The organism is Sphingomonas sp. (assembly GCF_042095875.1).
Taxonomy (GTDB): Bacteria; Pseudomonadota; Alphaproteobacteria; order Sphingomonadales; family Sphingomonadaceae; genus Sphingomonas.
In genome coordinates this window covers 12,989-39,574 of sequence record NZ_JBELMJ010000003.1, presented here as the reverse complement: position 1 = coordinate 39,574, position 26,586 = coordinate 12,989, and the positions used below count along the sequence as shown (strand labels likewise).

At 69.1% G+C, this 26,586-nt stretch carries 24 protein-coding genes and 1 pseudogene; 16 read left to right on the top strand and 9 right to left on the bottom strand.

The window, feature by feature from the left end; genetic code table 11:
- Positions 1-48 precede the first annotated feature (48 nt).
- Genes ACFDS6_RS01940 through ACFDS6_RS01925 form a run of 4 tightly spaced genes read left to right on the top strand, consistent with a single transcriptional unit; the run spans position 49 to position 4,285 of the window.
- Positions 49-825: a uracil-DNA glycosylase family protein gene (locus tag ACFDS6_RS01940; protein ID WP_375270422.1), complete on the top strand. Its 777-nt coding sequence runs from the start codon at positions 49-51 to the stop codon at positions 823-825.
- Complete coding sequence (locus ACFDS6_RS01935; RefSeq protein ID WP_375270421.1) at positions 822-2,621, top strand: transglycosylase SLT domain-containing protein; 1,800 nt, start codon at positions 822-824, stop codon at positions 2,619-2,621. The genes ACFDS6_RS01940 and ACFDS6_RS01935 overlap by 4 nt, the downstream gene beginning before the upstream one ends.
- A 6-nt stretch (positions 2,622-2,627) precedes the next feature.
- Complete coding sequence (moaB, locus tag ACFDS6_RS01930; RefSeq protein ID WP_375270420.1) at positions 2,628-3,155, top strand: molybdenum cofactor biosynthesis protein B; 528 nt, start codon at positions 2,628-2,630, stop codon at positions 3,153-3,155.
- A 47-nt stretch (positions 3,156-3,202) separates the two neighbouring features.
- Positions 3,203-4,285, top strand: a complete 1,083-nt coding sequence (locus ACFDS6_RS01925) for a PA0069 family radical SAM protein (protein WP_375270419.1) — start codon at positions 3,203-3,205, stop codon at positions 4,283-4,285.
- A 99-nt stretch (positions 4,286-4,384) separates the two neighbouring features.
- Here the strand turns inward: ACFDS6_RS01925 and dnaE are convergent, their stop codons facing one another.
- The gene (dnaE, locus tag ACFDS6_RS01920) at positions 4,385-7,900 is read right to left on the bottom strand and encodes a DNA polymerase III subunit alpha (protein ID WP_375270418.1); all 3,516 of its coding nucleotides are present in this window, start codon (positions 7,898-7,900) and stop codon (positions 4,385-4,387) included.
- Positions 7,901-8,003: 103 nt separating this feature from the next.
- Here dnaE and ACFDS6_RS01915 point away from each other — a divergent pair, with 103 nt between their 5' ends.
- Positions 8,004-8,579 carry an HdeD family acid-resistance protein gene (locus ACFDS6_RS01915; RefSeq protein WP_375270417.1) on the top strand — a complete coding sequence of 192 codons (576 nt, stop codon included), beginning with the start codon at positions 8,004-8,006 and terminating at the stop codon, positions 8,577-8,579.
- A gap of 4 nt (positions 8,580-8,583) precedes the next feature.
- Here the strand turns inward: ACFDS6_RS01915 and ACFDS6_RS01910 are convergent, their stop codons facing one another.
- From ACFDS6_RS01910 to ACFDS6_RS01890, 5 genes are all read right to left on the bottom strand, one after another.
- On the bottom strand, positions 8,584-9,063 hold the full coding sequence (locus tag ACFDS6_RS01910; protein ID WP_375270416.1) for a glutathione peroxidase: 480 nt from the start codon (positions 9,061-9,063) through the stop codon (positions 8,584-8,586).
- Positions 9,060-9,650: a GNAT family N-acetyltransferase gene (locus ACFDS6_RS01905; protein ID WP_375270415.1), complete on the bottom strand. Its 591-nt coding sequence runs from the start codon at positions 9,648-9,650 to the stop codon at positions 9,060-9,062. The genes ACFDS6_RS01910 and ACFDS6_RS01905 overlap by 4 nt, the downstream gene beginning before the upstream one ends.
- Positions 9,647-10,321 (bottom strand): ABC transporter ATP-binding protein, encoded by a 675-nt coding sequence (locus ACFDS6_RS01900; protein WP_375270513.1) that lies wholly within the window; start codon positions 10,319-10,321, stop codon positions 9,647-9,649. The genes ACFDS6_RS01905 and ACFDS6_RS01900 overlap by 4 nt, the downstream gene beginning before the upstream one ends.
- A 91-nt stretch (positions 10,322-10,412) precedes the next feature.
- Positions 10,413-11,663, bottom strand: coding sequence for a lipoprotein-releasing ABC transporter permease subunit (locus ACFDS6_RS01895; RefSeq protein ID WP_375270414.1), 1,251 nt, complete (start codon positions 11,661-11,663; stop codon positions 10,413-10,415).
- 404 nt (positions 11,664-12,067) lie between these two features.
- On the bottom strand, positions 12,068-14,545 hold the full coding sequence (locus ACFDS6_RS01890) for a TonB-dependent receptor (RefSeq protein ID WP_375270413.1): 2,478 nt from the start codon (positions 14,543-14,545) through the stop codon (positions 12,068-12,070).
- Between the two features lie 204 nt (positions 14,546-14,749).
- On the opposite strand from ACFDS6_RS01890, the gene ACFDS6_RS01885 reads away from it, so the two are divergent.
- Positions 14,750-15,217 carry an Hsp20 family protein gene (locus ACFDS6_RS01885; RefSeq protein WP_375270412.1) on the top strand — a complete coding sequence of 156 codons (468 nt, stop codon included), beginning with the start codon at positions 14,750-14,752 and terminating at the stop codon, positions 15,215-15,217.
- 101 nt (positions 15,218-15,318) lie between these two features.
- On the opposite strand, the gene ACFDS6_RS01880 is transcribed toward ACFDS6_RS01885, so the two are convergent.
- The 3 genes from ACFDS6_RS01880 to secG all read right to left on the bottom strand — a co-directional run bounded on the left by ACFDS6_RS01880 (position 15,319) and on the right by secG (position 17,808).
- The gene (locus tag ACFDS6_RS01880) at positions 15,319-15,534 is read right to left on the bottom strand and encodes a hypothetical protein (RefSeq protein ID WP_375270411.1); all 216 of its coding nucleotides are present in this window, start codon (positions 15,532-15,534) and stop codon (positions 15,319-15,321) included.
- Between the two features lie 135 nt (positions 15,535-15,669).
- Positions 15,670-17,304 (bottom strand): CTP synthase, encoded by a 1,635-nt coding sequence (locus ACFDS6_RS01875; protein WP_375270410.1) that lies wholly within the window; start codon positions 17,302-17,304, stop codon positions 15,670-15,672.
- 120 nt (positions 17,305-17,424) lie between these two features.
- The gene (gene secG / locus ACFDS6_RS01870) at positions 17,425-17,808 is read right to left on the bottom strand and encodes a preprotein translocase subunit SecG (RefSeq protein ID WP_375270512.1); all 384 of its coding nucleotides are present in this window, start codon (positions 17,806-17,808) and stop codon (positions 17,425-17,427) included.
- A 280-nt stretch (positions 17,809-18,088) separates the two neighbouring features.
- On the opposite strand from secG, the gene ACFDS6_RS01865 reads away from it, so the two are divergent.
- The 10 genes and pseudogenes from ACFDS6_RS01865 to ACFDS6_RS01820 all read left to right on the top strand — a co-directional run.
- Positions 18,089-18,418: a MarR family transcriptional regulator gene (locus ACFDS6_RS01865; protein ID WP_375270511.1), complete on the top strand. Its 330-nt coding sequence runs from the start codon at positions 18,089-18,091 to the stop codon at positions 18,416-18,418.
- The gene (locus tag ACFDS6_RS01860; protein WP_375270409.1) at positions 18,384-18,803 is read left to right on the top strand and encodes an SH3 domain-containing protein; all 420 of its coding nucleotides are present in this window, start codon (positions 18,384-18,386) and stop codon (positions 18,801-18,803) included. Before ACFDS6_RS01865 ends, ACFDS6_RS01860 begins: the two co-directional genes overlap by 35 nt.
- Complete coding sequence (gene argC / locus ACFDS6_RS01855) at positions 18,800-19,729, top strand: N-acetyl-gamma-glutamyl-phosphate reductase (RefSeq protein WP_375270408.1); 930 nt, start codon at positions 18,800-18,802, stop codon at positions 19,727-19,729. Before ACFDS6_RS01860 ends, argC begins: the two co-directional genes overlap by 4 nt.
- A 78-nt stretch (positions 19,730-19,807) precedes the next feature.
- Positions 19,808-21,271: a glucose-6-phosphate dehydrogenase gene (gene zwf, locus ACFDS6_RS01850; protein ID WP_375270407.1), complete on the top strand. Its 1,464-nt coding sequence runs from the start codon at positions 19,808-19,810 to the stop codon at positions 21,269-21,271.
- Positions 21,272-21,316: 45 nt separating this feature from the next.
- Positions 21,317-22,024 (top strand): 6-phosphogluconolactonase, encoded by a 708-nt coding sequence (pgl, locus tag ACFDS6_RS01845; protein ID WP_375270406.1) that lies wholly within the window; start codon positions 21,317-21,319, stop codon positions 22,022-22,024.
- Positions 22,025-22,103: 79 nt separating this feature from the next.
- Positions 22,104-23,930 (top strand): phosphogluconate dehydratase, encoded by a 1,827-nt coding sequence (gene edd, locus ACFDS6_RS01840; RefSeq protein WP_375270405.1) that lies wholly within the window; start codon positions 22,104-22,106, stop codon positions 23,928-23,930.
- Positions 23,927-24,895, top strand: coding sequence for a glucokinase (gene glk, locus ACFDS6_RS01835; protein ID WP_375270404.1), 969 nt, complete (start codon positions 23,927-23,929; stop codon positions 24,893-24,895). The genes edd and glk overlap by 4 nt, the downstream gene beginning before the upstream one ends.
- Positions 24,892-25,494 (top strand): bifunctional 4-hydroxy-2-oxoglutarate aldolase/2-dehydro-3-deoxy-phosphogluconate aldolase, encoded by a 603-nt coding sequence (gene eda / locus ACFDS6_RS01830; protein WP_375270403.1) that lies wholly within the window; start codon positions 24,892-24,894, stop codon positions 25,492-25,494. The genes glk and eda overlap by 4 nt, the downstream gene beginning before the upstream one ends.
- Before the next feature lie 174 nt (positions 25,495-25,668).
- A complete protein-coding gene (locus ACFDS6_RS01825) occupies positions 25,669-26,370 on the top strand; it encodes a bacteriorhodopsin (RefSeq protein ID WP_375270402.1) in 702 nt (233 codons plus the stop codon).
- A pseudogene (locus tag ACFDS6_RS01820) lies at positions 26,367-26,586 on the top strand (hypothetical protein); the annotation flags it as partial. The gene ACFDS6_RS01825 and the pseudogene ACFDS6_RS01820, both read left to right, overlap by 4 nt.

Genomic DNA, 26,586 nt, shown 5'->3' with positions numbered 1-26,586 from the left:
GCCAGTAACTTGACCTTCGCGTCAACCATCCATGCTATGCGAGCCCAGATGGGAGCAGACCAGAAACTCGATTGGGGCGCAGCGGCAGCGAGCGCGCTCGACTGGTGGCGCGACGCCGGTGTCGACGTGGTGGTGGGTGACGCGCCCGTCAACTGGTTGGAAGCGAAGAATTTCGCTCCCGCTTCCGAGCCCGAACCGCCGAATACGCGCGAGCAGCTGGACGCACGCGCGGCGCCGGGCGGGCGGGCAGCGCCGCCGGCCACGCCGGCGCCAGCGCTGCCCGAGTCGCTGGCCGAGTTCGTAACCTGGCGGAGCGGGCGCGAGGCGCCCGACGCGGTGTGGGCGGGCGAGGCGATCGGCTGGGCCGGGCCGGACGCGCCTTCGCTGATGGTGCTGGTCGATTGTCCCGAGCGCGACGACCGCGGGCAGTTGCTGGGCGGCGAGGTCGGGCGATTGTTCGACAACATGCTGCGCAGCATCGGGCTGAAACGCGCCGACATCCTGCTCGCCTCCGTGTGCGTGCGTCGCCCGACGACGGGTCGCGTGCCGCGCGAGCTGGAGCAGCGGCTGGGCGAGGTCGCGCGCCACCATCTGTCGCTCGCGGCGCCCAAGGCGCTGCTGGTGCTCGGCGATGCGGCGACCCGTGCCGTTCTGGGGACGAACGTCGCGGGGGCGAGAGAGCGTTTGCACAGCTTTAACCATAAGAATGGCACCAGCACGCAGGTGATTGCGAGCCACCATCCCCGCGTCCTGCTGGACCGGCCGGCCTGCAAGTCCGAAGCGTGGAAGGACCTGATCTTGTTTAACAGCGGGTTGTCGAAATGAAGTTGCTCAAGCAGGCCTGGTTGGCGGGTGCGTGCTGTGCCGCCGCGGTCGCGGTGCCCGCGATCGCCGAACCCGCCCCGCCGTCGCGCGCGGCGAGCCCCGGCATCCCCAAGCAACTGAGCGCCGAGCAGCGCGACGGTTATCGCACCGTTTTAGCCGCGCTGGAGGAGAGCCGCTGGAGCGACGCGCAGATCGCGCTCGACAGCATGGCGCAAGGCCCCCTGCACGCCTACGCGCGCGCCGAGCTATACACCGCCAAGGGCAGCCCCAAAATCGAGGGTGACGCCGCGCTGCGGCTGGTCAACGAGGCGCCCGAGCTGCCGCAGGCCGAGGCGCTGGAGCGGATCGCCAAGGCGCGCGGCATCACCGAACTGCCGCCGCTGCCCGTGCAGCAGCGGCTGATCTGGAACGACGGCGCCCCTGCCCGCATCCGCGCCAAGGCGACCAAGAGCGACCTGATCGCCGCCGATCTCGCGGTGAAGATGCAGCCCTACGTCAAGGGCGACATGGGCGCGGAGGCCGAGGCGCTGCTCGACGCGACGCCGGGGTTGAGCCCGGAGGCGCTGACCGAGTGGCAGGCGCGGATCGCGTGGATCTACTTCCTGCAAGGCTTGGACCGCGAGGCGCGCGCGCTGTCGGCGAAGGCGGAGCTGGGGTCGGGCGACTGGACAACGCAGGCGCGCTGGACCGGCGCGCTGGCCGCGTGGCGGCAGAAGGATTGCGCCGCGGTCAGCCCGGCATTCGAGAACGTCGCCGCGCGCGCGGCCGACACCGACCTGCGCGCCACCGCGCTCTACTGGGCGAGCCGCGCCGACATGATGTGCGGTCGCCCCGACAAGGTCGAGGCGCGGTTGAAGCAGGCGTCGCAGTTCGGCGAAACCTTCTACGGCCTGCTGGCGCGCGAGGCGTTGGGAATCGACCCGGCGCGCGCGCGTCCGCAGCGCGTAACCGGCGACTGGGCCGCGCTGGAGCGTCGTCCAAATGTCCGCGTCGCCGCCGCATTGGTCGAGATCGGCGAGGAAGAAGAGGCCGAGCGCGTGCTGCGTCAGCAGGCGCGGATCGGCGATCCCAAGGAATTCACCAGCCTGACGCGGCTGGCCGAGCAGCTCGACCTGCCCGCGACCGCGGTGTGGATGGCGCACAACATGCCGCAGGGCGTCACCGCGACCGCCGACGCGCGCTACCCGCAGCCCAGCTGGACGCCCGACAGCGGTTGGCGGATCGACAAGGCACTGGTCTACGCGCACACGCTGCAGGAATCGGGATTCCGATCGCGCGTGAAGAGCCCGGCGGGCGCCTATGGCCTGATGCAGATCATGCCCGCGGCGGCGACCGATTACATGCGCGAGCGCGGGATGACGGTGGACCAAGCCGCGCTCACGCGTCCGTCGACCAACATCGACATCGGGCAGCGCCACATCGAGCGGCTGCGCGACATGGGGATGACTGGCGGGCTGCTGCCCAAGGTGATCGCGGCGTACAATGCCGGGCCGGTGCACGTCGCCGAGTGGAACGGCATCGTCCGCGACGGCGGCGATCCCCTGCTCTACATCGAGAGCATTCCTTACTGGGAGACGCGCGGTTACGTCGTCACGGTGCTGCGCAATTACTGGATGTACGAGGCGCAGGGCGGCAAGCCGGCGTCGCCGAGCCGCTCGGCGCTGGCCCAGGGCATGTGGCCGCGCTTCCCCGGCCTGCCCGGCGCGAGCGCAGTGCGGATGAACGCTGAGGCGTCAAAGACCGCGATTGCGATCAACGGCACCGTCAGCCCCGCCTCCACCACGCGCGCCGAGTAACCCAGCGTGCCAATCGACGAGACGCGCGACTTTGTGGCCGTTCGCATCGCGGTGCTGACCGTGTCGGACACGCGCGGGCTGGCGGAGGATCGCTCCGGCGACGCGCTGGTCGCGCGGATCGAGGGCGTCGGCCATTTGCTGGCGGACCGCATGATCCTGCGCGACGACGTCGACGCGATCGTCGCGCAGCTCGACCGCTGGATCGACGACGCCGCGATCGACTGCGTCATCACCACCGGCGGCACCGGGGTCACCGGGCGCGACGTGACGCCCGAGGCGGTCGAGCGCGTTTCGGACAAGATGATCCCCGGCTTCGGCGAGCTGTTCCGCTGGCTGTCGTACCAGACGATCGGCACCTCGACCGTGCAGAGCCGCGCCTGCGCCTGCGTCGCGCGCGGCACCTATATCTTCGCGCTGCCCGGATCGACCGGTGCGGTGAAGGACGCGTGGGATGGCATCTTGAAGGACCAGCTCGACAGCCGCCACCGCCCGTGCAACTTCGTCGAGCTGATGCCGCGCCTGCTGGAGCGCTGAGCTCCCGCGTTCTTGCTATGTTCCGCGACATCGCCTAGCCTGCGGGCATGGCGGCGCAGAAGAACCGGGCAAGCAGGGGCGCGACGCTCAACGCGGAGAGCCGGCGCTTCAACCTGCCGCAGAGCGAGGCCGACGGCGACTGGCTCGACGCGCGCGAGACGATTGACGGCGCGGCGGCGCCGGTACGCACCACGGTAACGATCGAGCACCCGCGCACGATCATCACGCGCAACACCTCGCCCGACGTGCCGTTCGACCGCTCGATCAACGCCTATCGCGGCTGTGAGCACGGGTGCATCTACTGCTTCGCGCGGCCGAGCCACGCGTTTCACGACCTGTCTCCCGGGCTCGATTTCGAGACGAAGCTGTTCGCCAAGCCGGACGCGGCCGAGCTGCTGCGCGCCGAGCTGCGCAAGCCGGGCTATTCGTGCGCGCCGATCGCGATCGGCACCAACACCGACCCGTACCAGCCAATCGAGCGCGAGTGGCGGATCACGCGCGCGCTGCTGGAGGTGCTCGCCGCGTCGGAGCATCCGGTCGTCATCACCACCAAGTCGGACCGGGTGGTGCGCGACATCGACCTGCTGAGCGCCATGGCGGCGAAGCGGCAGGCTGCGGTCGCGATCTCGATCACCTCGCTCGATCCCCGCGTCGCGATGACGGTGGAGCCGCGCGCGCCGACGCCGCTCAGGCGCCTGGCGGCGGTACGACGGCTGACGGCGGCGGGGGTGCCGACCTACGTCAACATGGCGCCCGTGATCCCCGCAGTGACCGACCACGAAGTCGAGGCCGTCGTCGCCGCGGCGGCGGAGGCGGGCGCGCTGGGCGTGTCGTACATCCCGGTGCGGTTGCCGTGGGAGGTCGCGCCCTTGTTCCGCGCCTGGCTCGACGAGCATTTCCCCGACCGCGCGGGCAAGGTGATGGCGACGATCCAGAGCTTGCGTGGCGGGCGCGACAACGATCCCGGCTTCTTCTCGCGGATGCGCGGGCAAGGCGTGTGGGCGGAGCTGCTGCGCACCCGCTTCCGTATCGCGCGCGTGAAGCACGGGTTCGGCGACGACCGGCGGCGGCTCGATCTCGACTGCTCGCGCTTTCGCGCGCCGGCGGGTGCGCAGGGCGAGCTGTTCTGATCCTTGTCACCCCGGACGTGATCCGGGGTCCCGCTTCTCGCTCGGGTGGGATCGAGAAGCGGGGTCCCGGATGAAGCCCGGGACGACGGAGTAAAGTCGCTAGCCCACCGCGCGCAAGCGCACTTCCTCGACGTCGAACGTGACCGCGGTGACGCCCGCCAGTCCCTCGATCCGCTCGGCCAGCTCGGCGTCGAGCGAGAAATCATGGCCGAGCAGGACGCGCGCGCTGCCGCCTTCTAGAACGGGCACGGTCAGCGTCACCTTGCCGCGCTGCCCGCGCCGCTCGCCGATCAGTGCGGCGAGCGCGGGGATCGCGGCGGCGTCGCTCACCGCGACCTCGAGCGCGAAGCGGGTGGTCGCGGCCAGCGTCTCGAACGGCTTGATCGCCTTGACGCTGACGCGCGGCGTCTCCTCGCCGGGTCGGCGGTCGAGCTCGACCGTCAGCAAGCCGCAGCCGCCGATCCGCGCCGCTTCCTCCAGGTCGGCGGTGGTGCCATCCTCGAAACAGGTGGCGGCGAACTGCCCGGTCGGGTCGGACAGCGTCACCATCAGGTAACGCCGCCCGCGCGCGGAGGTGCGCCAGCGCGCTTCCTCGACCAGCACCGCCAGCGTCGCGCCGACGCGCGCGCCATCGGCGATGTGCAGGTCGCCCAGCGACGCGAAGTGGCGCGCGCCGTGCATCTTGGCGAGCATGCGGTAGCGGTCGACCGGGTGCGCGGAGAAGTAGAAGCCGAACGCTTCCTTCTCCTGCTCCATCCGCTCGGTCAGGCTCCAGCGCGCGTCGGCGGACAGCTTGATCACCTCGCTGCCGTGCGTTTCCTCGCCGAACAGGCCGCCCTGCCCGCTGGTGCGGCCGTGATGCGCGCTCGCCGCCACAGCCAGGATCGTCTCCGCCACCGCGTGGACGCCCGCGCGGTTCGGGTCGAGCCCGTCGAACGCGCCCGCCGCGGCGAGCGTCTCCAACTGGCGCTTGTTGACGAGGCGCGGGTCGACGCGGTCGGCGAGGTCGGACAGGCTCTTGAACGCGCCGCCCTGCGCGCGCGCCTCGACCAGCCGCTCCATCGCGCCCTCACCGACCGATTTCAGCGCGGCGAGCGCGAAGCGGATCGCGAGGCCGCCGTCCGTGGTCGGCTCGACATCGAACTCGGCCTGGCTGGCGTTGATGCACGGCGGCAGCAGCTCGACGCTCAAGCGCCGCGCATCGTCGACGAAGATCGCGAGCTTGTCGGTCAAATGCAGGTCGTAACACATGGACGCTGCGAAGAATTCGTGCGGGTGATGCGCCTTCAGCCACGCGGTCTGATAGGCGAGCAGCGCGTAGGCGGCGGCGTGGCTCTTGTTGAAGCCGTAGCCCGCGAACTTGTCGATCAGGTCGAACAGCTCGTTCGCCTTCGCCTTCGGAATACCGTTCACCTCCTGGCAGCCGGTCACGAAGATCGAGCGCTGCGCGTCCATCTCCGCCTTGACCTTCTTGCCCATCGCGCGGCGCAAGAGGTCGGCGCCGCCGAGCGAGTAGCCCGCCAGCACCTGCGCCGCCTGCATCACCTGTTCCTGATAGACGAAGATGCCGTAGGTCTCGGCGAGGATCGGTTCGAGCAGGGCGTGCGGGTACTCGATCGGCTCGGTGCCCTGCTTGCGGCGGCCGAACGACGGAATGTTGTCCATCGGACCCGGACGGTAGAGCGACACGAGCGCGACGATGTCGCCGAAATTGGTCGGGCGCACCGCCGACAGCGTGCGGCGCATGCCCTCCGATTCGAGCTGGAAGACACCCACCGTGTTGCCGCTCTGCAGCAGCTGATAGACCGCCTCGTCGTCCCAGGCGAGCGCGTCGAGGTCGACCGAGATGCCGCGTTTCGCGAGCAGTTGCACCGCCTTCTTCAGGACCGACAGCGTCTTCAGGCCGAGGAAGTCGAACTTCACCAGCCCCGCGCCCTCGACGTACTTCATATCGAACTGCGTCACCGGCATGTCCGAGCGCGGGTCGCGGTAGAGCGGCACGAGCTGCGCGAGCGGCCGGTCGCCGATCACCACGCCCGCGGCGTGGGTGGAGGAGTGGCGCGGCAGCCCCTCGAGCTGCGTCGCCAGGTCGAGCAGGTGGCGGACCTGGTTGTCGTTGGCGTATTCCTTGGCGAGCTCGGGCACGCCGTTGAGCGCGCGCTTGAGGTCCCACGGATCGGTCGGGTGGTTGGGCACCAGCTTGGCGAGCCGGTCGACTTGGCCGTAGCTCATCTGGAGCACGCGGCCGGTGTCCTTCAGCACCGCGCGCGCCTTCAGCTTACCGAAGGTGATGATCTGCGCGACCTGATCGCGGCCGTATTTCTCCTGCACGTAGCGGATCACCTCGCCGCGGCGCGTTTCGCAGAAGTCGATGTCGAAGTCGGGCATCGACACGCGTTCCGGGTTGAGGAAGCGCTCGAACAGCAGGCCCAGCTTCAAGGGATCGAGGTCGGTGATCGTCAGCACCCAGGCGACCACGCTGCCCGCGCCCGATCCGCGGCCGGGACCGACCGGGATATCGTGCGCCTTCGCCCATTGGATGAAGTCCGCGACGATCAGAAAATAGCCGGGGAAGCCCATCTGGATGATGACGTCGAGCTCGAATTCGAGCCGGTCGCGGTAACGCTGCTTCCAGTCGAATGCGAGCGGCTCGGCGGCGTCGCCCGCGGCGGCCGCCAGTTCCTCGATCCGCTGCAACCGCGCGTCGAGCCCCGCGCGCGCGCGGTCGCGCAGCATTGCCGCCTCGCCCTCGCGGTCGCCGGCGAGGCTGGGCAGGATCGGCTTGCGCTTGGGTGCGGCGACCGCGCAGCGCCGCGCGACGACCAGCGTGTTGTCGATCGCCTCAGGAAGGTCGGCGAACAAATTGCGCATCTCGGCCGCGGGCTTCATCCACGCTTCGGGCGAGCTGCGCGGGCGGTCCTCCGTCTCGACGTAAGTCGAATTGGCGATGCACAGCATCGTGTCGTGCGCCTCGCCGAAGCTCGCTTCCTCGAAGCAGGACGGGTTGGTGGCGACGAGCGGTAGGTTTCGCGCGTAGGCGAGGTCGATCAGCGCCTCCTCCGCGGCCTCCTCTACCGCGTCGCCGCGGCGGACGAGCTCGACGTAGAGCCGGTCGGGGAACAGCGCCTGAAGGCGATCGGCGTAGGCGGCGACGCGCGCGGGCTGATCCTCCGCGAACAGGCGCGCGAGGCCACCCTCCCCGCCCGCGGTCAGCGCGATGAGGCCGTCGGTGTGGCGCGCCAGCGCGTCGAAGGTGACGTGCGGCGCGTGCTCCAGCGGGCGGTCGAGGTGCGCCTGGCTGACCAGCGCGCACAGATTGTCGTAGCCCGTGCTATCCTGCGCGTAGAGCGCGATCCAGTCGACGACGGGAGAGCCGCCCTCCGGCATGTCGGGCCGGCAGATGCCCAGCATCGTGCCGATCACCGGCTGCACGCCCGACGCGAACGCGCCGTCGGAGAAGGCCATCGCGGCGTAGAGCCCGTTGCGGTCGGTCAGCGCCGCGGCGGGAAATCCGAGCTTCGCCGCGCGCTTGGCGATCGCCTTCGGATCGATCGCGCCGTCGAGCATGGTGTAGCAGGAGAAGATGCGGAGCGGCACGAACCCGGAATGAGGCATCGCGCCAACCTAGGCGCGCGGAAGCGATTCGACCAGCGCGCAACCGCGCGAGGAACCGGCGCGCGTCCGCACCCGTTCGATCGCGCAGGCAGGAGTAAGTGCAATGACGGACGTTAGAGGCGCAGGACCTGCGGGCAGTACGGAGGTCGGCGCGGGCTGGGGCTGGATCATGGCGTACGGCATCGTGTCGGTGCTGCTCGGTATCCTGGCGTTCGCGGCGCCGTTCGCCGCGACCTTCGCCGCGACGGTGGTGATCGGCATCTTCTTCTTCGTGTCGGGCGCGTTCGCGATCGCGGCCGCCTTGTTCGGTCGCGGCAGCGCGCACCGCGGCTACACGATCCTGTTCGGCGCGCTGTCGGTGATCGTCGGGCTGATCATGGTGCTGGAGCCGGCGACCGGCGCCTTGTCGCTGACGCTGCTGGTCGCGGTGTGGCTGGGCGTGCGCGGCGTGCTGGAGCTGGTCTACGGCTTCCGGCTGAAGCGGCGGCGCGGCATGTTGATCGCGCTCGGCATCATCAACGTGCTGCTCGCATTGTTCATCCTCGCGACCGTGCCCTTCTCCGCGCTGACGCTGCCCGGCTACATCCTGGGGATCAGCTTCATCTTCGGCGGCATCACCTCGATCACCGCCGCCGCCGACCACCGCAAGGGCGCCAGCGCCTTCGCGGTGCCGGGCTGAGACGCTACAGCAGCGCCTCGATATCGCGGCGTATATCCGCCGGCTTGGTGGTCGGGGCGTAGCGGCGGACGGTGTTGCCGGCGCGGTCGACCAGAAATTTGGTGAAGTTCCACTTGATCGCCTTGGTGCCCATGACGCCGGGCGCGTCGGCCTTCAATCGTTCGAACAGCTGATCGGCAGCGTCGCCGTTTACCTCGACCTTGGCGAACAGCGGAAAGGTCACGTCGTAGGTCAGCGAGCAGAAGTTGGCGATCTCGGCGGCGTCGCCCGGCTCCTGCGCGCCGAACTGGTGGCAGGGGAATGCCAGCACCGCGAACCCGCGCGGGGCGAGCTCGCGGTGGAGCGCCTCCAGCCCCTCGTACTGCGGCGTGAAGCCGCACCTGGACGCGGTGTTGACGATCAGCAGCACCTTGCCGCGCCACCGGTCGAGGCTGGTCGGCGTCCCGTCGGCGGCGGTGACGGTCATGTCGGTGATCGCGGTCATCGTGCTTCCCCTCGCATCAGCTGGTTGAGATTGCGCCGGACCTGCGGCCACTCGTGCGCCATGATCGAGTAGACCGCGCTGTCGCGCACCTCGCCCGCGGGCGTGACCATGTGCCCGCGCAAGATCCCGTCAAGCCGGGCGCCGAGCCGTTCGATCGCGGTGCGCGAGGCGCGGTTGAGCACGTTGGTGCGCAACTGGACGCACTGGCACGCGAGCGCGTCGAAGGCGTGGGCTAGCAGCAGCCGCTTCGCCTCGGTGTTGACGCCGGTGCGCTGGACGCGCGGTGCGTAGACGGTGCCGCCGATCTCCAGGCGGCGATGCGCCTCGTTCATCCGCAGGAAGCGCGTGACGCCCGCCACCGCGCCGCTCGCGTCGAGCACGACGAACGGCAGCGCGCGACCCGCCGCCACCTGTTCCTCGATCGCGTCGTACCAGCCGTCGATCGTGGCGGCGTCGGGTACGATCGTCGCGAAGCTCGGGCCCACGTCGGCGAGCGCGGCGACGATCGCGTCGCGGTCACCGCGCGCGAGCGGGCGGAGCGTGACGTGCCGGCCCGAGAGCGTCACCGCCTCGCGCCAATTGCTCACTGCAACTGGCCCTCGTGCAGCCGCACCACCCGGTCCATCCGCGCCGCCAGCCGCTCGTTGTGCGTGGCGACCAGCGCGGCCGAGCCCTCCTCGCGCACCAGCCGCAGGAACTCGGCCAGCACCACGTCGGCGGTATGTTCGTCGAGGTTGCCGGTCGGCTCGTCCGCCAGGATCAGCGCGGGGCGGTTGGCGAGCGCGCGCGCGACCGCGACGCGCTGCTGCTCGCCGCCCGACAGCTGCGACGGGCGGTGCGTCAGGCGATGGCCGAGCCCGAGCACGGTCAGCAGCGTCGTCGCGCGCGCCTCCGCCGCGGCGCGCTCGTCGCCGTGGACGAGCTGCGGCAGGATCACGTTCTCGATCGCGTTGAAGTCGGCGAGCAGGTGGTGGAACTGGTAGACGAAGCCGAGCCGGTCGCGCCGCACCGCGGTGCGCCCCTTGGCGTCGAGCCGCGCCGCCTCCTCGCCCGCAATGCGGATCGAACCCTCGAACCCGCCCTCCAGCAGGCCGATCGCCTGGAGCATGGTCGACTTGCCCGAGCCCGAGGGGCCGAGCAGCGCGACGATCTCGCCCGGCGCGATCGCGAAGTCGACGCCGCGCAGAACGTGGATCGTCTCCGACCCTTGCGTGAAGCTGCGCGCGAGGCCGCGAGTCTCGAGGACGGGGCCGCTCACCGAGAGCCCGCCGCCATCGGTCGCGGCGAAGCCGCCAGCGCCGATCGCTCCTGGGGCGGCTCCGATGCGCCGGCCGGTGCCGTCTGCGACGTCACTCATACCGCAACACCTGTACCGGATCGGTACTCGCCGCCTTGTAGGCGGGGTAGATCGTCGCGAGGAAGGTCATGACGAGCGTGATGACGACGATGGCGACGATCTCCACCGGATCGGGTTTGGACGGCAGCTCGGTCAGGTAGCGGATCGAGGGATCCCACAAATTCTGCCCCGTGACGAACTGGACGAAATTGACCACCGCCTGACGGTAGAACAGGAACACCGCGCCTAGCAGCAGGCCCGCGATCGTGCCGAGCACGCCGATCGTCGTGCCCACCGTCATGAAGATGCGCAGCATCGCCCCCCTGCTCGCCCCCATGGTGCGCAGGATCGCGATGTCGCGCGTCTTGGCGCGCACCAGCATGATGAGCGAGCTGGCGATGTTGAACGCGGCGACCAGGATGATGATGCACAGGACCACGAACATCGCGACCCGTTCCACCGCCAGCGCGTCGAACAATTCGGCGTTGAGCTGCCGCCAGTCGCGGATGATCGCATAGCCCTGCACCTTGGGCGCGAGCGGGGCGAGAATTTCGCCCACCTTGTCAGCATTCTTCGTTTCCAGCTCGATCATGCTGACCGAGTCGCCCATCAGCAGCAGCGTCTGCGCGTCGCCGATCGGCATGATGACGTACGCCTTGTCGTAATCGTAGATGCCGACCTCGAAGATCGCGGCCACGGTGTAGCTGACCTGGCGCGGCACGGTGCCGAACGGCGTCGACTGCCCCTGCGGATTCCAGATCGTGATCTGCGACCCGATCGTCGCGCCCAGCGCCTCGGCCAGCCGCGCGCCGATCGCGACGTTGTTGCTGCCCGGCGTCACGGAAGCGAGGCTGCCGACCACCACCTTGGACCGGATCGTCGCATTGTCGCGGATGTCCTGCACGCGCATCCCGCGCAGCAGGATGAACTCGGCGCGGCCGTTGTAGGTGGCGAACAGCGGCTGCTCGATCAGCGGGGTCGCTTGCGTGACACCCGGAGTCGCGCGCGCCTCGCGCACTACCTGCTGCCAGTCGGGCAGGCGCCCGCCGACCCCCTGCACGACCGCGTGGCCGTTCAGTCCGACGATCTTGTCGAACAGCTCGGCACGGAAGCCGTTCATCACGCTCATGACGATGACGAGCGCGGCGACGCCCAGCATCACCGCGCCTAGGCTGAACCCGGCGACCAGGACAATGAAGCGTTCACCGCGGCCGGGCAGCAGATACCGGCGCGCGATCATGCTCTCGTAGCGCGACAGCAACATGGCCGCCGCTCTAGGATGCAGGCGGCGCGCTGGCAACGGGCTGGAGCAACGGGCACTACGCGGCGGCGCTGCACCAAGCTGTGGCGAATACGACACAGGCGCGCGACATTCGGTTTGACGAGCGTTCATAACAGTCGACAGAAGGACGGGCGTCACCTAGCAATCATCGCACTGGCACACAGGCACAAGCCGTGGTTCGGGGAAAGCAGACCAGCCCCGTCTCGTGAACAACGAGGCGCGCGGGCGGAATGCAGGATTAGGGGGCTGACGAGTTCATCGTCACGCGGGCGCCCGGGTCGGAAACGGCCCGGGCGTTTGCTTTGTAACAACCCTGGAACACTTGCACGCACGGTCATCGACCATGTTCGACTGCCCCGCCTGTAACGCAGAGCCGTCGACCGGCGTCAGAACGACGCCGAGAAGGTCACGCCGTAGGTGCGCGGATCGCCCGGTTGGCCGACCACCAGCCCGGTGTTGCCCGATTGCGTGGCGAGCAGCTCGAAATAGTCCTGATCAAAGACGTTGCGGACCCAGCCGAACAGGTTGACGCGGCCGCCCTCGCGGTAGCCGACGCGGACGTTGGAGATCGAGTAGCCGTCGACCCGCGTGTAGATCGACTCGGACGGGTTGGACGAGAAGTTCGAGCGATAGCTGCCGTCGTAGCCAAGGTAGAGATTGCCCGCCGCCCCGCCGAAACTGGTCGGGATGCCGTATTCCGCGCCGTAGGAGAACGCCCATTTCGACACGCCGGGGATGCGCTGCCCGGAGACGTCGCAGAACGGCAGGCTGTTTCCCGGCGTGCCCGGCGCGCCGGGCGTGCCGACGATCTGTCCATTGACGACCGGCAGCGCGGTGCCGCCCGACAGTTCGGGTGGGCACGGCGCGTCGGTGAAGCGCGCGTATTTGGCGTCGGTGAAGGCCGCGTTGGCGTAGACGTTCAGCCGGCTGGTCGGCCGAAACGCCGAGTCGATCTCCACGCCCCGCGTCCGCACCAGCCCCGCGTTGGCGAGATAGCCGCGCAGCACGCTCAACTGGCTGTTGGTGACGGTTGCCTGATAGTCGAAGATGTCGGTCCAGAACGCGGCGAGATTTACGGTCGCGCGGCGGTCGAGGAACTGGTTCTTGAGCCCGAGCTCGTAATGGTTGACCGTCTCCGGCCTCACCGTGGCCGTTGCGAGCAGCGGGAGGTTGTCGCTCCCTAGCGGCAGCCCCGACAGGTTGATGCCGCCCGACTTGTAGCTGCGCGCGTAGGTCGCGTAGAAATGACTGTCGTCCGACAGGTCGTAGGCGAGCGTCACGTCGCCCGAGACGTTCCAGTCGTCGAAATCGGGTCGGTAGCGCTGCGGCGCCAGCACGCCGCATCGATCCCGCGTCACGCTGCTCGCCGCCTGCGCCGCGGCGGAACAGTCGAGCGTCGCGCCGCTGCCGGTAGTCACGACCGAGGAATAGTCGCCCTTCTTCTGGTCGTAGTTGACGCGCACGCCGGGCGCGATCGACAGCCGGTCGGAGACGTGCCACGTCAGCTTGCCGAATGCCGCCGCGGAGGTGTTGCTGAACCCGATCGTGTTGCGCGCGGTCAGGCGGTCGAGCACCGCGGGATCGTTCGCGTTCGCGCCGCTGAGCAGGTACCGGCTCGCCGCCGGCCCCTGCACCTGCAATCCTTGCGTGTCGATCGTCTGGTGGAAGTAGAACAGCCCGGCGACGTAATCCACCGCGCGGCGACCGTTCGAGGCGATGCGCAGCTCCTGGCTCACCTGCTGCTGCTGCGACGGATTGGCCGAGACGATCGTGATCGGCAGCCCGATGAAGTCGCGGTCGTTCGACGGCTTCCAGTCCCATTTGCGCCACGCGCTGACCAAGGTGAGCGACGCGCCGCCCAGGTCGAGTTCGCCGACCAGCGACACGCCCCCCAACTCCTGCCGCGCGCGCAGCGGCGTATCGAGGTCGGTGACCCGGTCGAACGGGTCACGCGACGGCGGCTGGTAACCGAATGCGGCGGCGAGCGCCTCGTACTGGCGCGCGAGCGGGCGCTGCGTCGCGCCGACGCGGACGAAGTACTGCGCGCAGCAATCCGGGTCCTGGTGATTGTAATCGGCCGACAGCGTCAGATCGAGCGTGTCGGTCGCGTGCCAGTAGAGCTGCCCGCGCAGGCTCTTGTTGTCGTGCGCGTTGATACGGACGCCGGTGCGCACGTTGTCCACCGTGCCGTCGCGCCGCGTCACCGACGCCGACAGCCGCACCGCCAGCCTGTCGTCGACCAGCGGACCCGACGCCGATGCCTTGGCCTGGACAAAGGCGTAATTGCCCGCGGTCAGCTCGACCCGCGCCTCGGGCGTGAAGCTGGGCTTGCGCGTCGTGATGTTGATCGCGCCCGCGGTCGTGTTCTTGCCGTACAGCGTCCCTTGCGGCCCGCGCAGGATCTCGATCCGCTCGGTATCGGTGAAGTCGAACGTCGCCGAGGCGATACGGCTGTAATAGACCTGGTCGACGTAGATGCCGACGCCCTGCTCGATCCCGTCGTTGGTAAGCCCGAACGGCGCGCCCAGTCCGCGGATGTTGGCGGCGGAATTGCGCGGGTTGGTGGAGTAGAATTGCAGGGAGGGCTGCAGCTGCGTCAGCCGGTTGACGTTGTACGCCCCCGTGTCGGCCAGCGCCTGCCCGCCGATCACCGAGATCGCGATCGGCACCGTCTGCACCGTCTCGGCGCGGCGCCTGGCGGTCACGACGACGTCGCCGTCGCCCTGCTGTGCGGTGCCGAGCCGGCCCGCGACGGCCTCGTCCGGTGCCGCGCCCTTCTGCGGCGCGGGAGCAGGCGGAACGGCCTGCGCGACCGCTGCTGCCGCAGCAGCCTGAACGAGCAGCAGAACGAGCGTGATCGGCATCGGCGAGGTCCCCTTTTCGGTCCAGGGAGACTAGGACGTGCGATCAAATCCCATCAATGAAGTAGATGTTTGCGCGTGCCTTGAAAGGCTTTCTGCGTTCACCATCTTTCTCGCGTGCGGTGCCGCGCAGCCGGGCCGCATGAATGCCGGCGTCGCGGGCACCCGGACGCCGCTTTTCAACTCGCTTCTATCGGAGGATTTGAGATGCGTTTCGACCTTACTCCCTATCGCCGCTCGACCATCGGGTTCGATCGCCTGTTCGACATGATCGAGGCCAACGCGCGCGGCACGTCAGAGAATTATCCGCCGTTCAATCTCGAGCGTCTCGCCGACGACCGCTATCGCATCACGCTGGCGATCGCGGGCTTCAGCCGCGACGAGGTCGAGATCACCGCGCAGCAGAACCTGCTGCTCGTCGCCGGCAAGAAGGACGACAAGGCCGAGAGCCCCAACTTCCTCCACGTCGGCATCGCGAACCGCAGTTTCGAGCGTCGCTTCGAACTCGCCGACTTCGTCTTCGTCGAGGACGCGCGGCTGAACGACGGTCTGCTGGTGATCGACTTGGTGCGCGAAGTGCCCGAGGCGATGAAGCCGAAAAAGATCGCGGTCCGCACCGGTGCGCCGCTCGCCGCCGTCGAGCAGTCCGCGGTGGACGAGGCCAAGGCCGCGTAACGCGCGCGCCGGCTCGAGTTCGGCGCCTCTTTGCTCCCTTTCGAGGCGTCGTGGGGCGTCCGGGCGATCCGCCCGGGCGCCTTTTCCATATTCGAGCGTCGTCAGCCGGTGATGACGCGCAGCACCGCGAGCCCGGCCGCGGTCAGCACGACGTGACCCATGAAGTGCCGGGTCAACCCCATGTCGAACAGCAGCGACAGGATGCTGCGATCGGTGTCGGGCGGCAGGAAGTGGCGCGGTCCGGCCTTTCGCGCCGAACGGATGGCTGATTGCGCTGGTTGCGGCAGGCCAGCGGCCGCCGTTGCTGCGAAAGTCATGGCTGCGATCCCCACCGATCCCGTTGCACCGGAATACAGCATGGCGCCTGCACCCCGATCAAGCATTGCCATAGCGCTAAGCGATGAATGAAGGCTTGACCGGGACGGGTTGAAAACGACCTGATTAAAGTGGGTTCAGACCAGCCGACTCTGCTTGACCGCCGCGGCGATGAAGCTGGCGAACAGGGGATGCGGGTCGAACGGCTTGGACTTGAGCTCGGGATGGAATTGGACGCCGACGAACCACGGGTGATCGGGCCGCTCGACGATCTCGGGCAGCATGCCGTCGGGCGACATGCCGGAGAAGACGAGCCCACCCGCCTCCAGCCGTTCACGATACGCGGTGTTGACCTCGTAGCGGTGGCGGTGGCGCTCCTCGATCTCGCCGGCGCCGTAGACCGAGGCGACGACGCTGTTGCCGTCGAGCTTCGCCGGATAGGCGCCGAGCCGCATCGTGCCGCCCAGGTCGCCGTCGGCCGCGCGCTTCTCCAGCCCACGCTCGCCCATCCACTCGGTGATCAGCCCGACGACCGGCTCGGGCGTCGGACCGAACTCGGTCGAGGACGCGTCGGCGATGCCCGCCAGATCGCGCGCGCCCTCGACGCAGGCCATCTGCATGCCGAAGCAGATGCCGAAATAGGGCACGCGCCGCTCGCGCGCGAAGCGGACCGACTCGATCTTTCCTTCCGCCCCGCGCGACCCGAACGCGCCGGGCACGAGGATCGCGTGGCACGGCTCGAGCTGCGCGGCGATCTCCGACTCGTCGCCCTCGAACAGCTCCGCGTCGATCCAGCGGATGTTGACCTTGACCCGGTTGGCGATTCCGCCGTGGACCAGCGCCTCGTTCAGCGACTTGTACGCGTCCTGCAGCCCGACGTACTTGCCGACGACGCCGATCGTCACCTCGCCCTCCGGGTGCTCCAGCCGCTCGACGATCTCTTCCCAGCGGGAAAGATCAGGCACCGACGACGGCGTGATCCCGAACGCGCGCAGTACCTCGGAGTCGAGTCCCTCACCGTGATATTGCAGCGGCACCGCGTAGATGCTCTTCGCGTCGAGCGCGGGGATGACCGCGCTCTCGGGCACGTTGCAGAACAGGGCGATCTTGGCGCGCTCCGACGTCGGCAGCGGCTGCTCGCAGCGGCACACGATCACGTCGGGCTGGACGCCCAGCGCCGCAATCTCGCGCACCGAATGCTGCGTCGGCTTTGTCTTCAGCTCGCCCGCCGCCGCGATGTACGGCACCAACGTCACGTGGATCGAGACGGCGTTGCCGCGTCCCAGCTCGTTCTTGAGCTGCCGGATCGCTTCGATAAAGGGAAGCGACTCGATGTCGCCCACCGTGCCACCGATCTCGCACAGCACGAAGTCGACGTCGTCCGTCTCCGCCAGCGCGAACGCCTTGATCGCGTCGGTGACGTGCGGGATCACCTGCACGGTCGCGCCCAGGTAATCGCCGCGCCGCTCGCGCTCGATGATCGTCTTGTAGATGCGCCCCGACGTCACATTGTCAGACTGTCGCGAGGCAACGCCGGTGAACCGCTCGTAGTGGCCGAGGTCGAGGTCAGTCTCCGCACCGTCGTCGGTCACGTAGACCTCGCCGTGCTGATACGGGCTCATCGTGCCCGGATCGACGTTCAGGTACGGATCGAACTTGCGGATGCGAACCCGGTAGCCGCGCGTCTGGAGGAGCGCGGCGAGGCTCGCCGCCATGAGACCCTTGCCGAGCGAGGAAACCACGCCGCCGGTGATGAAGATGAACCGCGCCATGGGGAGAAACGCCTAACCCTGAATTACGAACGACCACAAGCGCGCGCAGGACACGCGCGCGGCGAAAAACGATGAAGCGAGTGTCGACACGATCACCCATGTCGACCGGTAGACAAAGCGTCAGCGCGCGAGCGGGACGCCGTTGTCGGCCGGCTGGGCGTCGGCCCGTACCGCCGCGGCGGCGCGCGCCGCGTCCGACAGCGCGTCCTGGTTGGTCGGCGCCGGTGCCGCCGCCGCGGCGGGCGCCCGCCGCTGGAGCGAGGTGTCGACCGAGGTCGCGTTGCGGTTCGCCGCCAGGAACGCGAGCAGGATCGACAGGAGGATGAACGCGCCCGCCAGCACGGAGGTCGCGCGGGTCAGGAAGTCCGCCGCGCCGCGCGCCGACATCAGCCCGGACGGGCTGCCGCTCGACGTCAGGCCGCCACCTTCCGAGCGCTGCATCAGGATAACCGTGACGAGCGCGGCCGCGACGATCGCGTGGATGACGAGCAGGAACGTGAACATGAGGCGAAGACGCACTTCCGATCGGGGGAGCGCCGTAGCCGGCGCGACGCGCGGCGACATAGGCCGAAGCGCCCGCGCAATCAACCGTGGCGGGCGACCGCGACGGAGCGTGGCAACGCCGCGCCGCGCAGTGTGCCGGAGCGCAGCCAAATTCGTGACGGTGCTGAAACCAGCGCGTGAACAAGGCGTTAAGAGCGCACAAACCCGGAACGCTTCCGGGCGCGCGAACGAGCGGGACGAGGAAGTGGCAAGTCTTATTCAGCCCGAACTTGGTCAATGGATGAACGCGCTGGTCGATTACGTGCGCTCGGGCGAACCCGACCTCACAAATCGACAGATGGCGCTGTTGCTGGTGGTGTATCTGCGGCCCGGTCCGCACACCGTGCGCGGGTTGGCGCGCGCGCTCAACGTGTCGAAACCGGTCGTCACTCGCGCCTTGAACAGGCTGGGGACGCTCGGCTATCTGCGCCGGCAACGCGACGACAGCGACAAGCGCAACATCTTCGTCGCGCGCACATCCGAAGGGGCAGATTTTCTTGAGGAGTTCGGGCAGTTCATCGGCGACGGCGACGGCCATGCCGCACCCGTCAGGGCCGCAGTCAACGCCTGACCGGGCGGCGGACGCGGCGCTGGACGGATCGGCGCCGAGCGAAGCGGCGCCGAGGATCGGAGAGCGTGTCCCGCGCCTCACCTTCGCGCTGACCGGCCCGTCGCGCGCGCTCGACCCGCGCACCGAGGCGGTGCGCGCCGACGTCGCCGACGTCCGCCTCGCCGACCGGGTGTTCGCCCCGCATTACGCCGCGCCGCTTCGCCGCACCGTAGCGCGTGACGAGCAACTGCGCGACGCGCGCGGCCGCGACGCCGCGGTGCTCGTCCCGCTCGCGCGCGGCGCGGCATTCGACCTGCTCGACCTGACGGGTGGCGTCGCCTGGGGGATCGCGGTCGACGCCGGGCTGGTCGGCTACGTCGACGCCGACGCGGTCGCGCCGCAGTGAGCGTGTCCGTCTTCATCGACGGCGCGGTCGGCACCACCGGACTTGAGATCCGCGATCGCCTGTCGGCGCGCGGCGACGTGTCGCTGCTGATCCTGGACGAGGCGCACCGCAAGGATGCGTCCGCGCGCCGGCATGCGCTCAACGACGCCGACATTGTGGTCCTGTGCCTGCCCGACGACGCCGCGCGCGAGGCGGTGGCGATGATCGACAACGATCGCACCCGCGTGATCGACGCCTCCACCGCGCACCGCGTCGCGGACGCCTGGACCTACGGCTTCGCGGAGCTCGAACCCGACCAGTCCGAGCGGATTGCCGCCGCGCGCTTCGTCGCCAACCCCGGCTGCTACCCGACCGGCTTCCTCGCGCTCGTCCGTCCCCTGGTGCGGGGTGGGCTGCTGCCCGCCGACGCGCTGGTCACCGTCAACGCGACCTCGGGCTACTCGGGCGGCGGCAAGGCGATGATCGCCGAGTTCGAGGACGGCAGTGCTGGCACCGCATTTCGCCCCTACGCGCTGGCGCTCGGGCACAAGCACGTGCCCGAGATGACGCGCCACGCCGGTCTGGCCCACGGCCCGGTGTTCCAGCCCGCGGTCGCCGACACCTATCGCGGCATGGTCGTAGAGGTGCCGCTGCACCTCGCACAACTCGCGCACGGCACGGACCGGCACGCGGTCGCGCGGGCGCTGCACGCGGCCTATCACGGCTGCGATCTCGTCCGCGTGTCGGACGAGGCGCCTGCGACGCTCGGCATCGAGGCCGATGCAGGCACCGATCGCATGACGCTCCACGTCTTCGGCCACGACGAGTTGCGCCAGCTCCGCCTCGTCGCCACGCTCGACAATCTGGGCAAGGGCGCGGCGGGCGCGGCGGTGCAGAACCTGAATCTGATGGCGGGTTTGGACCCCTTGGCCGGGCTCACGCGCTAAGGCGGTCGACGCATCAATCCGGCCCGCCGTCCGGTGCCCTGACGGGCGCGTGGCGGGCACAACGATCAAGGAGCCAACATGCAGCGCAACCCTGTCGGCAAATTCCTCCTGTTCGGCGCCACCGGCGACCTGTCCAAGCGCATGCTGCTGCCATCGCTGTTCGGCCTGCACGCCGACGGGCTGCTGCCCGAGGGGCTGACGATCACCGGCTCCGCGCGCGGCGACGAGGACGACGAGAGTTTCCGCGCGATCGCGCGCGAGGCGCTCGACGACCGGCTGAGCGACGATCAGAAGGACGAGGCGAAGATCGCCTCCTTCCTCGATCGCCTCCATTTCCAGCCGGCGGACCTGTCGGACGAGTCGACGTTCCAGGCGCTGGCGGACAAGATCGGCGACGTGTCAGGCGGCCTGGCGATCTACCTGTCAACCGCACCGTCGCTGTTCGAGCCCGCGGTGAAGGGATTGGAGAAGGTCGGGCTCGCCGGCGACACGGTGCGGATCGGGCTGGAGAAGCCGCTCGGCTACGACCTCGCCTCCAGCCGCGAGATCAACGACACCGTCGCCGCGGTCTTTCCCGAGGACCGGATCTTCCGCATCGATCACTATCTCGGCAAGGAGACGGTGCAGAACATCCTCGCGCTGCGGTTCGGCAACAGCTTCTTCGAGCCGGTCTGGAACGCGCGCGGCATCGACAACGTCCAGATCACGATCGCGGAGACGGTCGGGCTGGAGGATCGCGCCGGTTACTACGAGGGTGCGGGCGCGCTGCGCGACATGGTGACCAACCATATTCTGCAACTGCTCGCGCTGATCGCGATGGAGCCGCCCGCGCGCTACAGCAAGGACGACATCCGCGACGAGAAGGCCAAGGTGTTCCGCTCGCTGCGCGTCATGTCGCCCGCCGAGGTGCCGCAGAACACCGTTACCGGCCAGTATGAGGAAGGCGCGGTCAGCAGCAAGGTCGTCAAGGGCTACGACGATGAGCTCGGCTACGATTCGGACGTCGAGACGTTCGTCGCAATCAAGGCGCACGTCGACAATTGGCGCTGGCAGGGCGTGCCCTTCTACCTGCGCACCGGCAAGCGTATGGCGAAGCGCCGCAGCGAGATTGCGATCCAGTTCAAGCCGGTGCCGCACTCGATGTTCGCGGGGCGCGGCGGGCTGCTCCAGCCCAACACGCTCGTGATCCGCCTCCAGCCGGAGGAATATATCGAGCTGCTGGTGATGGCGAAGGAGCCCGGGCTCGACCGCGACGGCGTGCGGCTGCGCGAGGTGCCGTTGAAGCTCAGCCTCGACGCCGAGTTCGCCGGGACGCGCCGCCGGATCGCCTACGAGCGGCTGCTGCTCGACCTGATCGAGGGCGACCAGACCCTGTTCGTCCGCCGCGACGAGGTGGAGGCGCAATGGGTGTGGACCGACGCGATCCGCGCCGGCTGGGCCGCGAACGGCACCAAACCGAAACATTATCCCGCGGGCACCTGGGGGCCCTCCGCCGCGATCGCGCTGACCGAGCGCGACGGCGTTACCTGGCAGGACGATTGAGCGCGAGCGCGTGCCCTGCCCCAATTCCATGTGAGTGAGAGTATAATGACGACCGAGATCGAGTGGTGGGAATATGACGACGCGGCCGAGATGGCCGACGCGGTCGCGGGCGACATCCAGTTCGTGATCGAGAGCGCGATCGACGCGCGCGGCTCCGCGGTAATCGCGCTGGCGGGCGGCAAGACGCCGCTGCCCGCGTACGAGAAGCTCGCGCAGGCCAAGCTCGACTGGAAGCGCGTGACGATCATCCCCAGCGACGAGCGGATCGTGCCACTGGGCGACCCGCTGTCGAACGTGACGGCACTCGGCAAGACGTTCATTCCGAAGGGCGCGCGCGTGATCCCGGTTGTGCCCAAGGCGACCGACGACTACAAGGCGGCCGGCCGCTCCGCCGACGCGCTGATGCAGGACCTGCACTGGCCGCTCGACCTGTGCATGCTGGGCGTGGGCGGCGACGGCCACACCGCGTCGATCTTCCCCGGCCCCGACTTCGACGAGGCGCTGAACGGCCCGCGCGAGCGCCGCGCGCTGGGCGTCATGCCCGACCCGCTGCCGCCCGAGGCGCCGGTCGCGCGCGTGACGCTGAGCCGCGCCGGCATCATCACCGCGCGCGCATTGCTGATCGCGGTGACTGGCAAGGAGAAGCGCACGGTGATCGAGACGGCCATCAAGCAGGGTGCGGGGTCGCCCTACCCGATCGGCCGCGTGCTCGCCGACGTCGAGCTGCCGGTCGACATCCACTGGGCACCGTAACATCACGTAACAGATTGCCCTGCCGCCCTGAGCGATTAGAAGCACGCGATCAGCTCAGGGCGAACGGAAGGCCGCAACGATGAACCCCGCCGTACAGGCTGTCACCGATCGCATCGTCGCGCGCTCGCGGCCCACGCGCCGCGCCTATCTCGACCTGATCGAGCGCGAGCGCGACACGTGGACCGGCCGCCCGCGGCTCGGCTGCGCCAATCTCGCCCACGCCTACGCCGGCACGCCCGAGGACCGCGCCGCGATGCGCGGCGGCCAGGGCATGAACATCGGCATCGTCACCTCGTACAACGACATGCTGTCGGCGCACGCGGTCTATTACCGCTATCCCGAGCAGATGAAGGTCTGGGCGCGCGAGGTCGGCGCGACCGCGCAGGTCGCGGGCGGGGTTCCCGCGATGTGCGACGGCGTAACGCAGGGCTATCCGGGCATGGAGCTGTCGCTGTTCAGCCGCGACACGATCGCGCTGTCGACCGCGGTGGCGCTGTCGCACGGCACGTTCGAGGGCGCGGCGCTGCTCGGCATCTGCGACAAGATCGTGCCGGGGCTGCTGATGGGCGCGCTCCGTTTCGGGCATCTGCCGATGGTGATGGTGCCCGGCGGTCCGATGCCTTCGGGCCTCCCCAACAAGGAAAAGGCCGCGGTGCGCGAGCGTTTCGCGGTCGGCGAGGCTGGGCGCGAGGAACTGCTGGAGGCGGAGATCGGTGCCTATCACAGCCAGGGTACCTGCACCTTCTACGGCACCGCCAACACCAACCAGATGATGATGGAGGTGATGGGCCTACACATGCCTGGCGCCGCCTTCGTCAACCCGGGCACCAAGCTGCGCCAGGCGCTGACCCGCGCCGCGGTCCACCGCCTCGCCACGATCGGCACGTCCGGCGAGGACTACCGCCCGCTCGGGCTGTGCGTCGACGAGAAGGCGATCGTCAACGCGGCGGTCGGGCTGCTCGCTACCGGCGGGTCGACCAATCACCTGCTCCACGTCCCCGCGATCGCGCGCGCGGCGGGGATCGTCATCGACTGGGAGGATTTCGACCGCCTCTCCGCCGCGGTGCCGCTGCTCGCGCGCGTCTACCCCAACGGCTCCGCCGACGTGAACGGGTTCGAGGCGGCGGGCGGCATGCCCTACGTCATCGGCGAGCTGATCGCGAGCGGCCACCTCCACCGCGACATCGTGACGGTCGCCGGCGACGATCTCTCCGCCTACGCGAACAAACCGGTGCTCGACGGCAACGCGCTCGGCTGGACTCCGCCGGGTGCCAGCGGCGACGACACGATCCTGCGCCCCGCCGTCGCGCCCTTCTCGCCTGACGGCGGGATGCGCATCCTCCAGGGCAACGTCGGTCGCGCCTGCATCAAGGTGTCGGCGGTGGAGCGCGAGCGCTGGATCGTCGAGGCGCCCGCGCGCGTGTTCGACGACCAGCTCGACGTGCTCGACGCGTTCAAGGCGGGCGAGCTCGACGGGGACGTGGTGGTCGTCGTCCGCTTCCAGGGTCCGCGCGCCAACGGCATGCCCGAACTCCACAAGCTCACCCCGCCGCTCGGCGTGCTCCAGAACCGCGGGCACAAGGTCGCGCTCGTCACCGATGGGCGCATGTCGGGCGCGAGCGGCAAGGTGCCGTGCGCGATCCACGTCAGCCCGGAGGCGCTGCCGAATGCACAGGGCGTCGGCGGGAACATCGGCCTGATCCGCGATGGCGACATGGTGCGGGTCGACGCAGTGGCGGGCACGCTCGACGTACTGGTTGACGCCGACGTCCTCGCCGCGCGCGCGCGCCCGACCCCGCCGCCCGCCCCGTCAGGCATGGGGCGCGAGCTGTTCGGCATGTTTCGGGGGCAAGCGGACGAGGCGGAAAGGGGAGCGAGTGCGATGCTGGCGGGAGCGATGCTGTGAGCGAGGTCGTATCGGTCGATATCGGAGGCACCCACGCGCGGTTCGCGATCGCGGAGGTCGAGAACGGCCGCGTCGTCTCGCTCGGCGACGTGGTGACGCTCAAGACCGCCGACCATGCCAGTCTGCAGACGTCGTGGCAGGCGTTCGCCGCCGGGCTCGACCGTCCGGTGCCAAAGGCCGCGGCGATCTCGGTCGCCTCGCCGATCACCGGCGACGTGATCCGCCTGACCAACAACCCGTGGGTGATCCGCCCGTCGCTGATCCCCGAGCGGCTAGGCGCGGACACCTGGACGATCATCAACGATTTCGGCGCGGTCGGCCACGCGGTCGCGCAGCTGCCGCACGCCGATTTCGAGCATCTGTGCGGTCCCGACACGCCGCTGCCGGTCGAGGGCGTGACCACCGTCTGCGGCCCCGGCACCGGGCTGGGCGTGGCGCAGGTGTACAAGGGCGCGGGCCGCTATCTCGTGCTGCCGACCGAGGGCGGGCACATGGACTATGCGCCGCTCGACGGGATCGAGGACGCGATCCTTAAGCGGTTGCGCCGCACCTTCACGCGCGTGTCGGCGGAGCGGATCGTCGCGGGCCCCGGCATCGTCGCGATCTACGAGACGCTCGCCAGCCTTGAGGGGCGCGCGATCCGCGAGCGGACCGACAAGGAGATCTGGACCGACGCGCTCGACGGCGACGATTCGCTGGCGCTCGCCGCGCTCGACCGCTTCTGCCTGGCACTGGGCGCAGTGGCAGGCGACCTGGCGCTCGCGCACGGCGCGAAGGGCGTGGTGATCGCGGGCGGGCTGGGGCTGCGGATCAAGGACAAGTTGCTCCGCTCGGGGTTCGACCAGCGCTTCGTCGCCAAGGGGCGGTTCCAGCAATTGATGGCCGGCATCCCGGTCAAGCTCATCACCCATCCCCAGCCCGGCCTGTTCGGCGCCGCGGCCGCCTACGCGCAGGAGCATACATGAACATCTCCGACATCATGCAGACGGCGCCGGTGATTCCGGTGCTGGTGATCCACGACGCGGCGCAGGCGCGCCCGCTCGCCGAGGCGCTGGTCGCGGGGGGGCTGCGCGTGCTCGAGGTGACGCTGCGCACGCCGGCCGCGCTCGACGCGATCCGCGAGATGAAGCAGGTGCCGCGCGCGATCGTCGGCGCGGGCACCGTCGTGTCGCCCGACCAGTTCGACCAGGCAGTCGACGCGGGCGCGGAGTTCATCGTCTCGCCAGGCCTGTCGCACCGGCTGAGCGAGCGGATCATCGACAGCAAGCTGCCTTATTTGCCCGGCGTCGCCACGGCGGGCGACATCATGCGCGGGCTCGACCTCGGGCTCACCCACTTCAAGTTCTTCCCGGCCGAGACGTCGGGCGGGGTCAAGGCGCTCAAGGCGCTCGCCGCGCCCTTCTACCAGTGCAAGTTCTGCCCGACCGGCGGGATCAGCGCGAAGAACGCGCCCGACTGGCTCGCGCTCGACCCCGTGCTGTGCGTCGGCGGCAGCTGGGTGACCGAGGGCACGATGACCGAGGTGACCGAGCGCGCGAAGAAGGCGATGGCGCTCGGGGGATGATGCGACACGGGCCGTCGCCGTCCCGTCGCGCGCGGCCCATTCCTGCCGGTACCCGCTCCGCCGCGTGGCGCGCGGTCGCCTAGAAATAATTCGTCACAATGCTGGCACCGTAACGTTTGATCCGCGTTAGTTTTCTAGGTCCGCCGCTCTCAGGCGGAGACAGGAGACAGAACGATGGATCAAACCGCCTTCATGATCGGATTCACGATCATGTCGCTCGCCTCGCTGGCGATCTACGCCACGGGGAGCAAGGCGACGCCTTCGCAACACCACACGCTGCTGCACGCCGCCGTGCCGTTCATCGCCGCGACCGCCTATCTCGCGATGGCGTTCGGCATCGGTACGTTGGTCAAGCTCGACGGCTCGGCGACCTATGTCGCGCGCTACATCGACTGGACGTTCACCACCCCGATCCTGCTCGCCAGCCTGGTGCTGCTGGCGTTCCACGAGCGCGGCAAGACCGGTGAAGTCGGCGGCTACCTGACCGCGATCATCGTGCTGGACGTGCTGATGATCGAGACGGGGTTGATCTCGTCACTTGTGGAGGCTCCGATCGTCAAGTGGATGTGGTACCTGTGGTCGTGCGCTGCCTTCCTCGGCGTGCTCTACCTCCTGTGGGTACCGCTGCGGGCGCTCGCGATGCAGCGCGGCGACGCGCTCGGCTCCGCCTACGGCAAGAACGTCACCTTCCTGACTGTGATCTGGTTCCTCTACCCGATCGTCTTCCTGATTGGCCCCGAGGGGTTGAAGATCATCAACGATCCGGCGTCGGTGTGGGCTATCCTCGTCATGGATGTCGTCGCCAAGGTCGTCTACGCCTTCTACGCGGCGAACAACCTCGAGTCCGCGCTGCGCGATCACGAACGCCGCGCGTGAACAAGGGCGCCGCATCGCTGGTGGTGGGCGCGGCGGCTGCCGCGTTCGCCCCGGTGGTGGTACAATTGGGCTTCGCGGTGCTCGGGATCGGCGTGATCGGCATGGTCCACGGCGCAGGTGATCTGGCGGTGGTCGCCCCCGCCCGCCGACCAACGTTCCTGCTCGTCTACTGCCTCGTCGCGCTGACGACGTTGCTGTGGTGGACGACCGATCCCG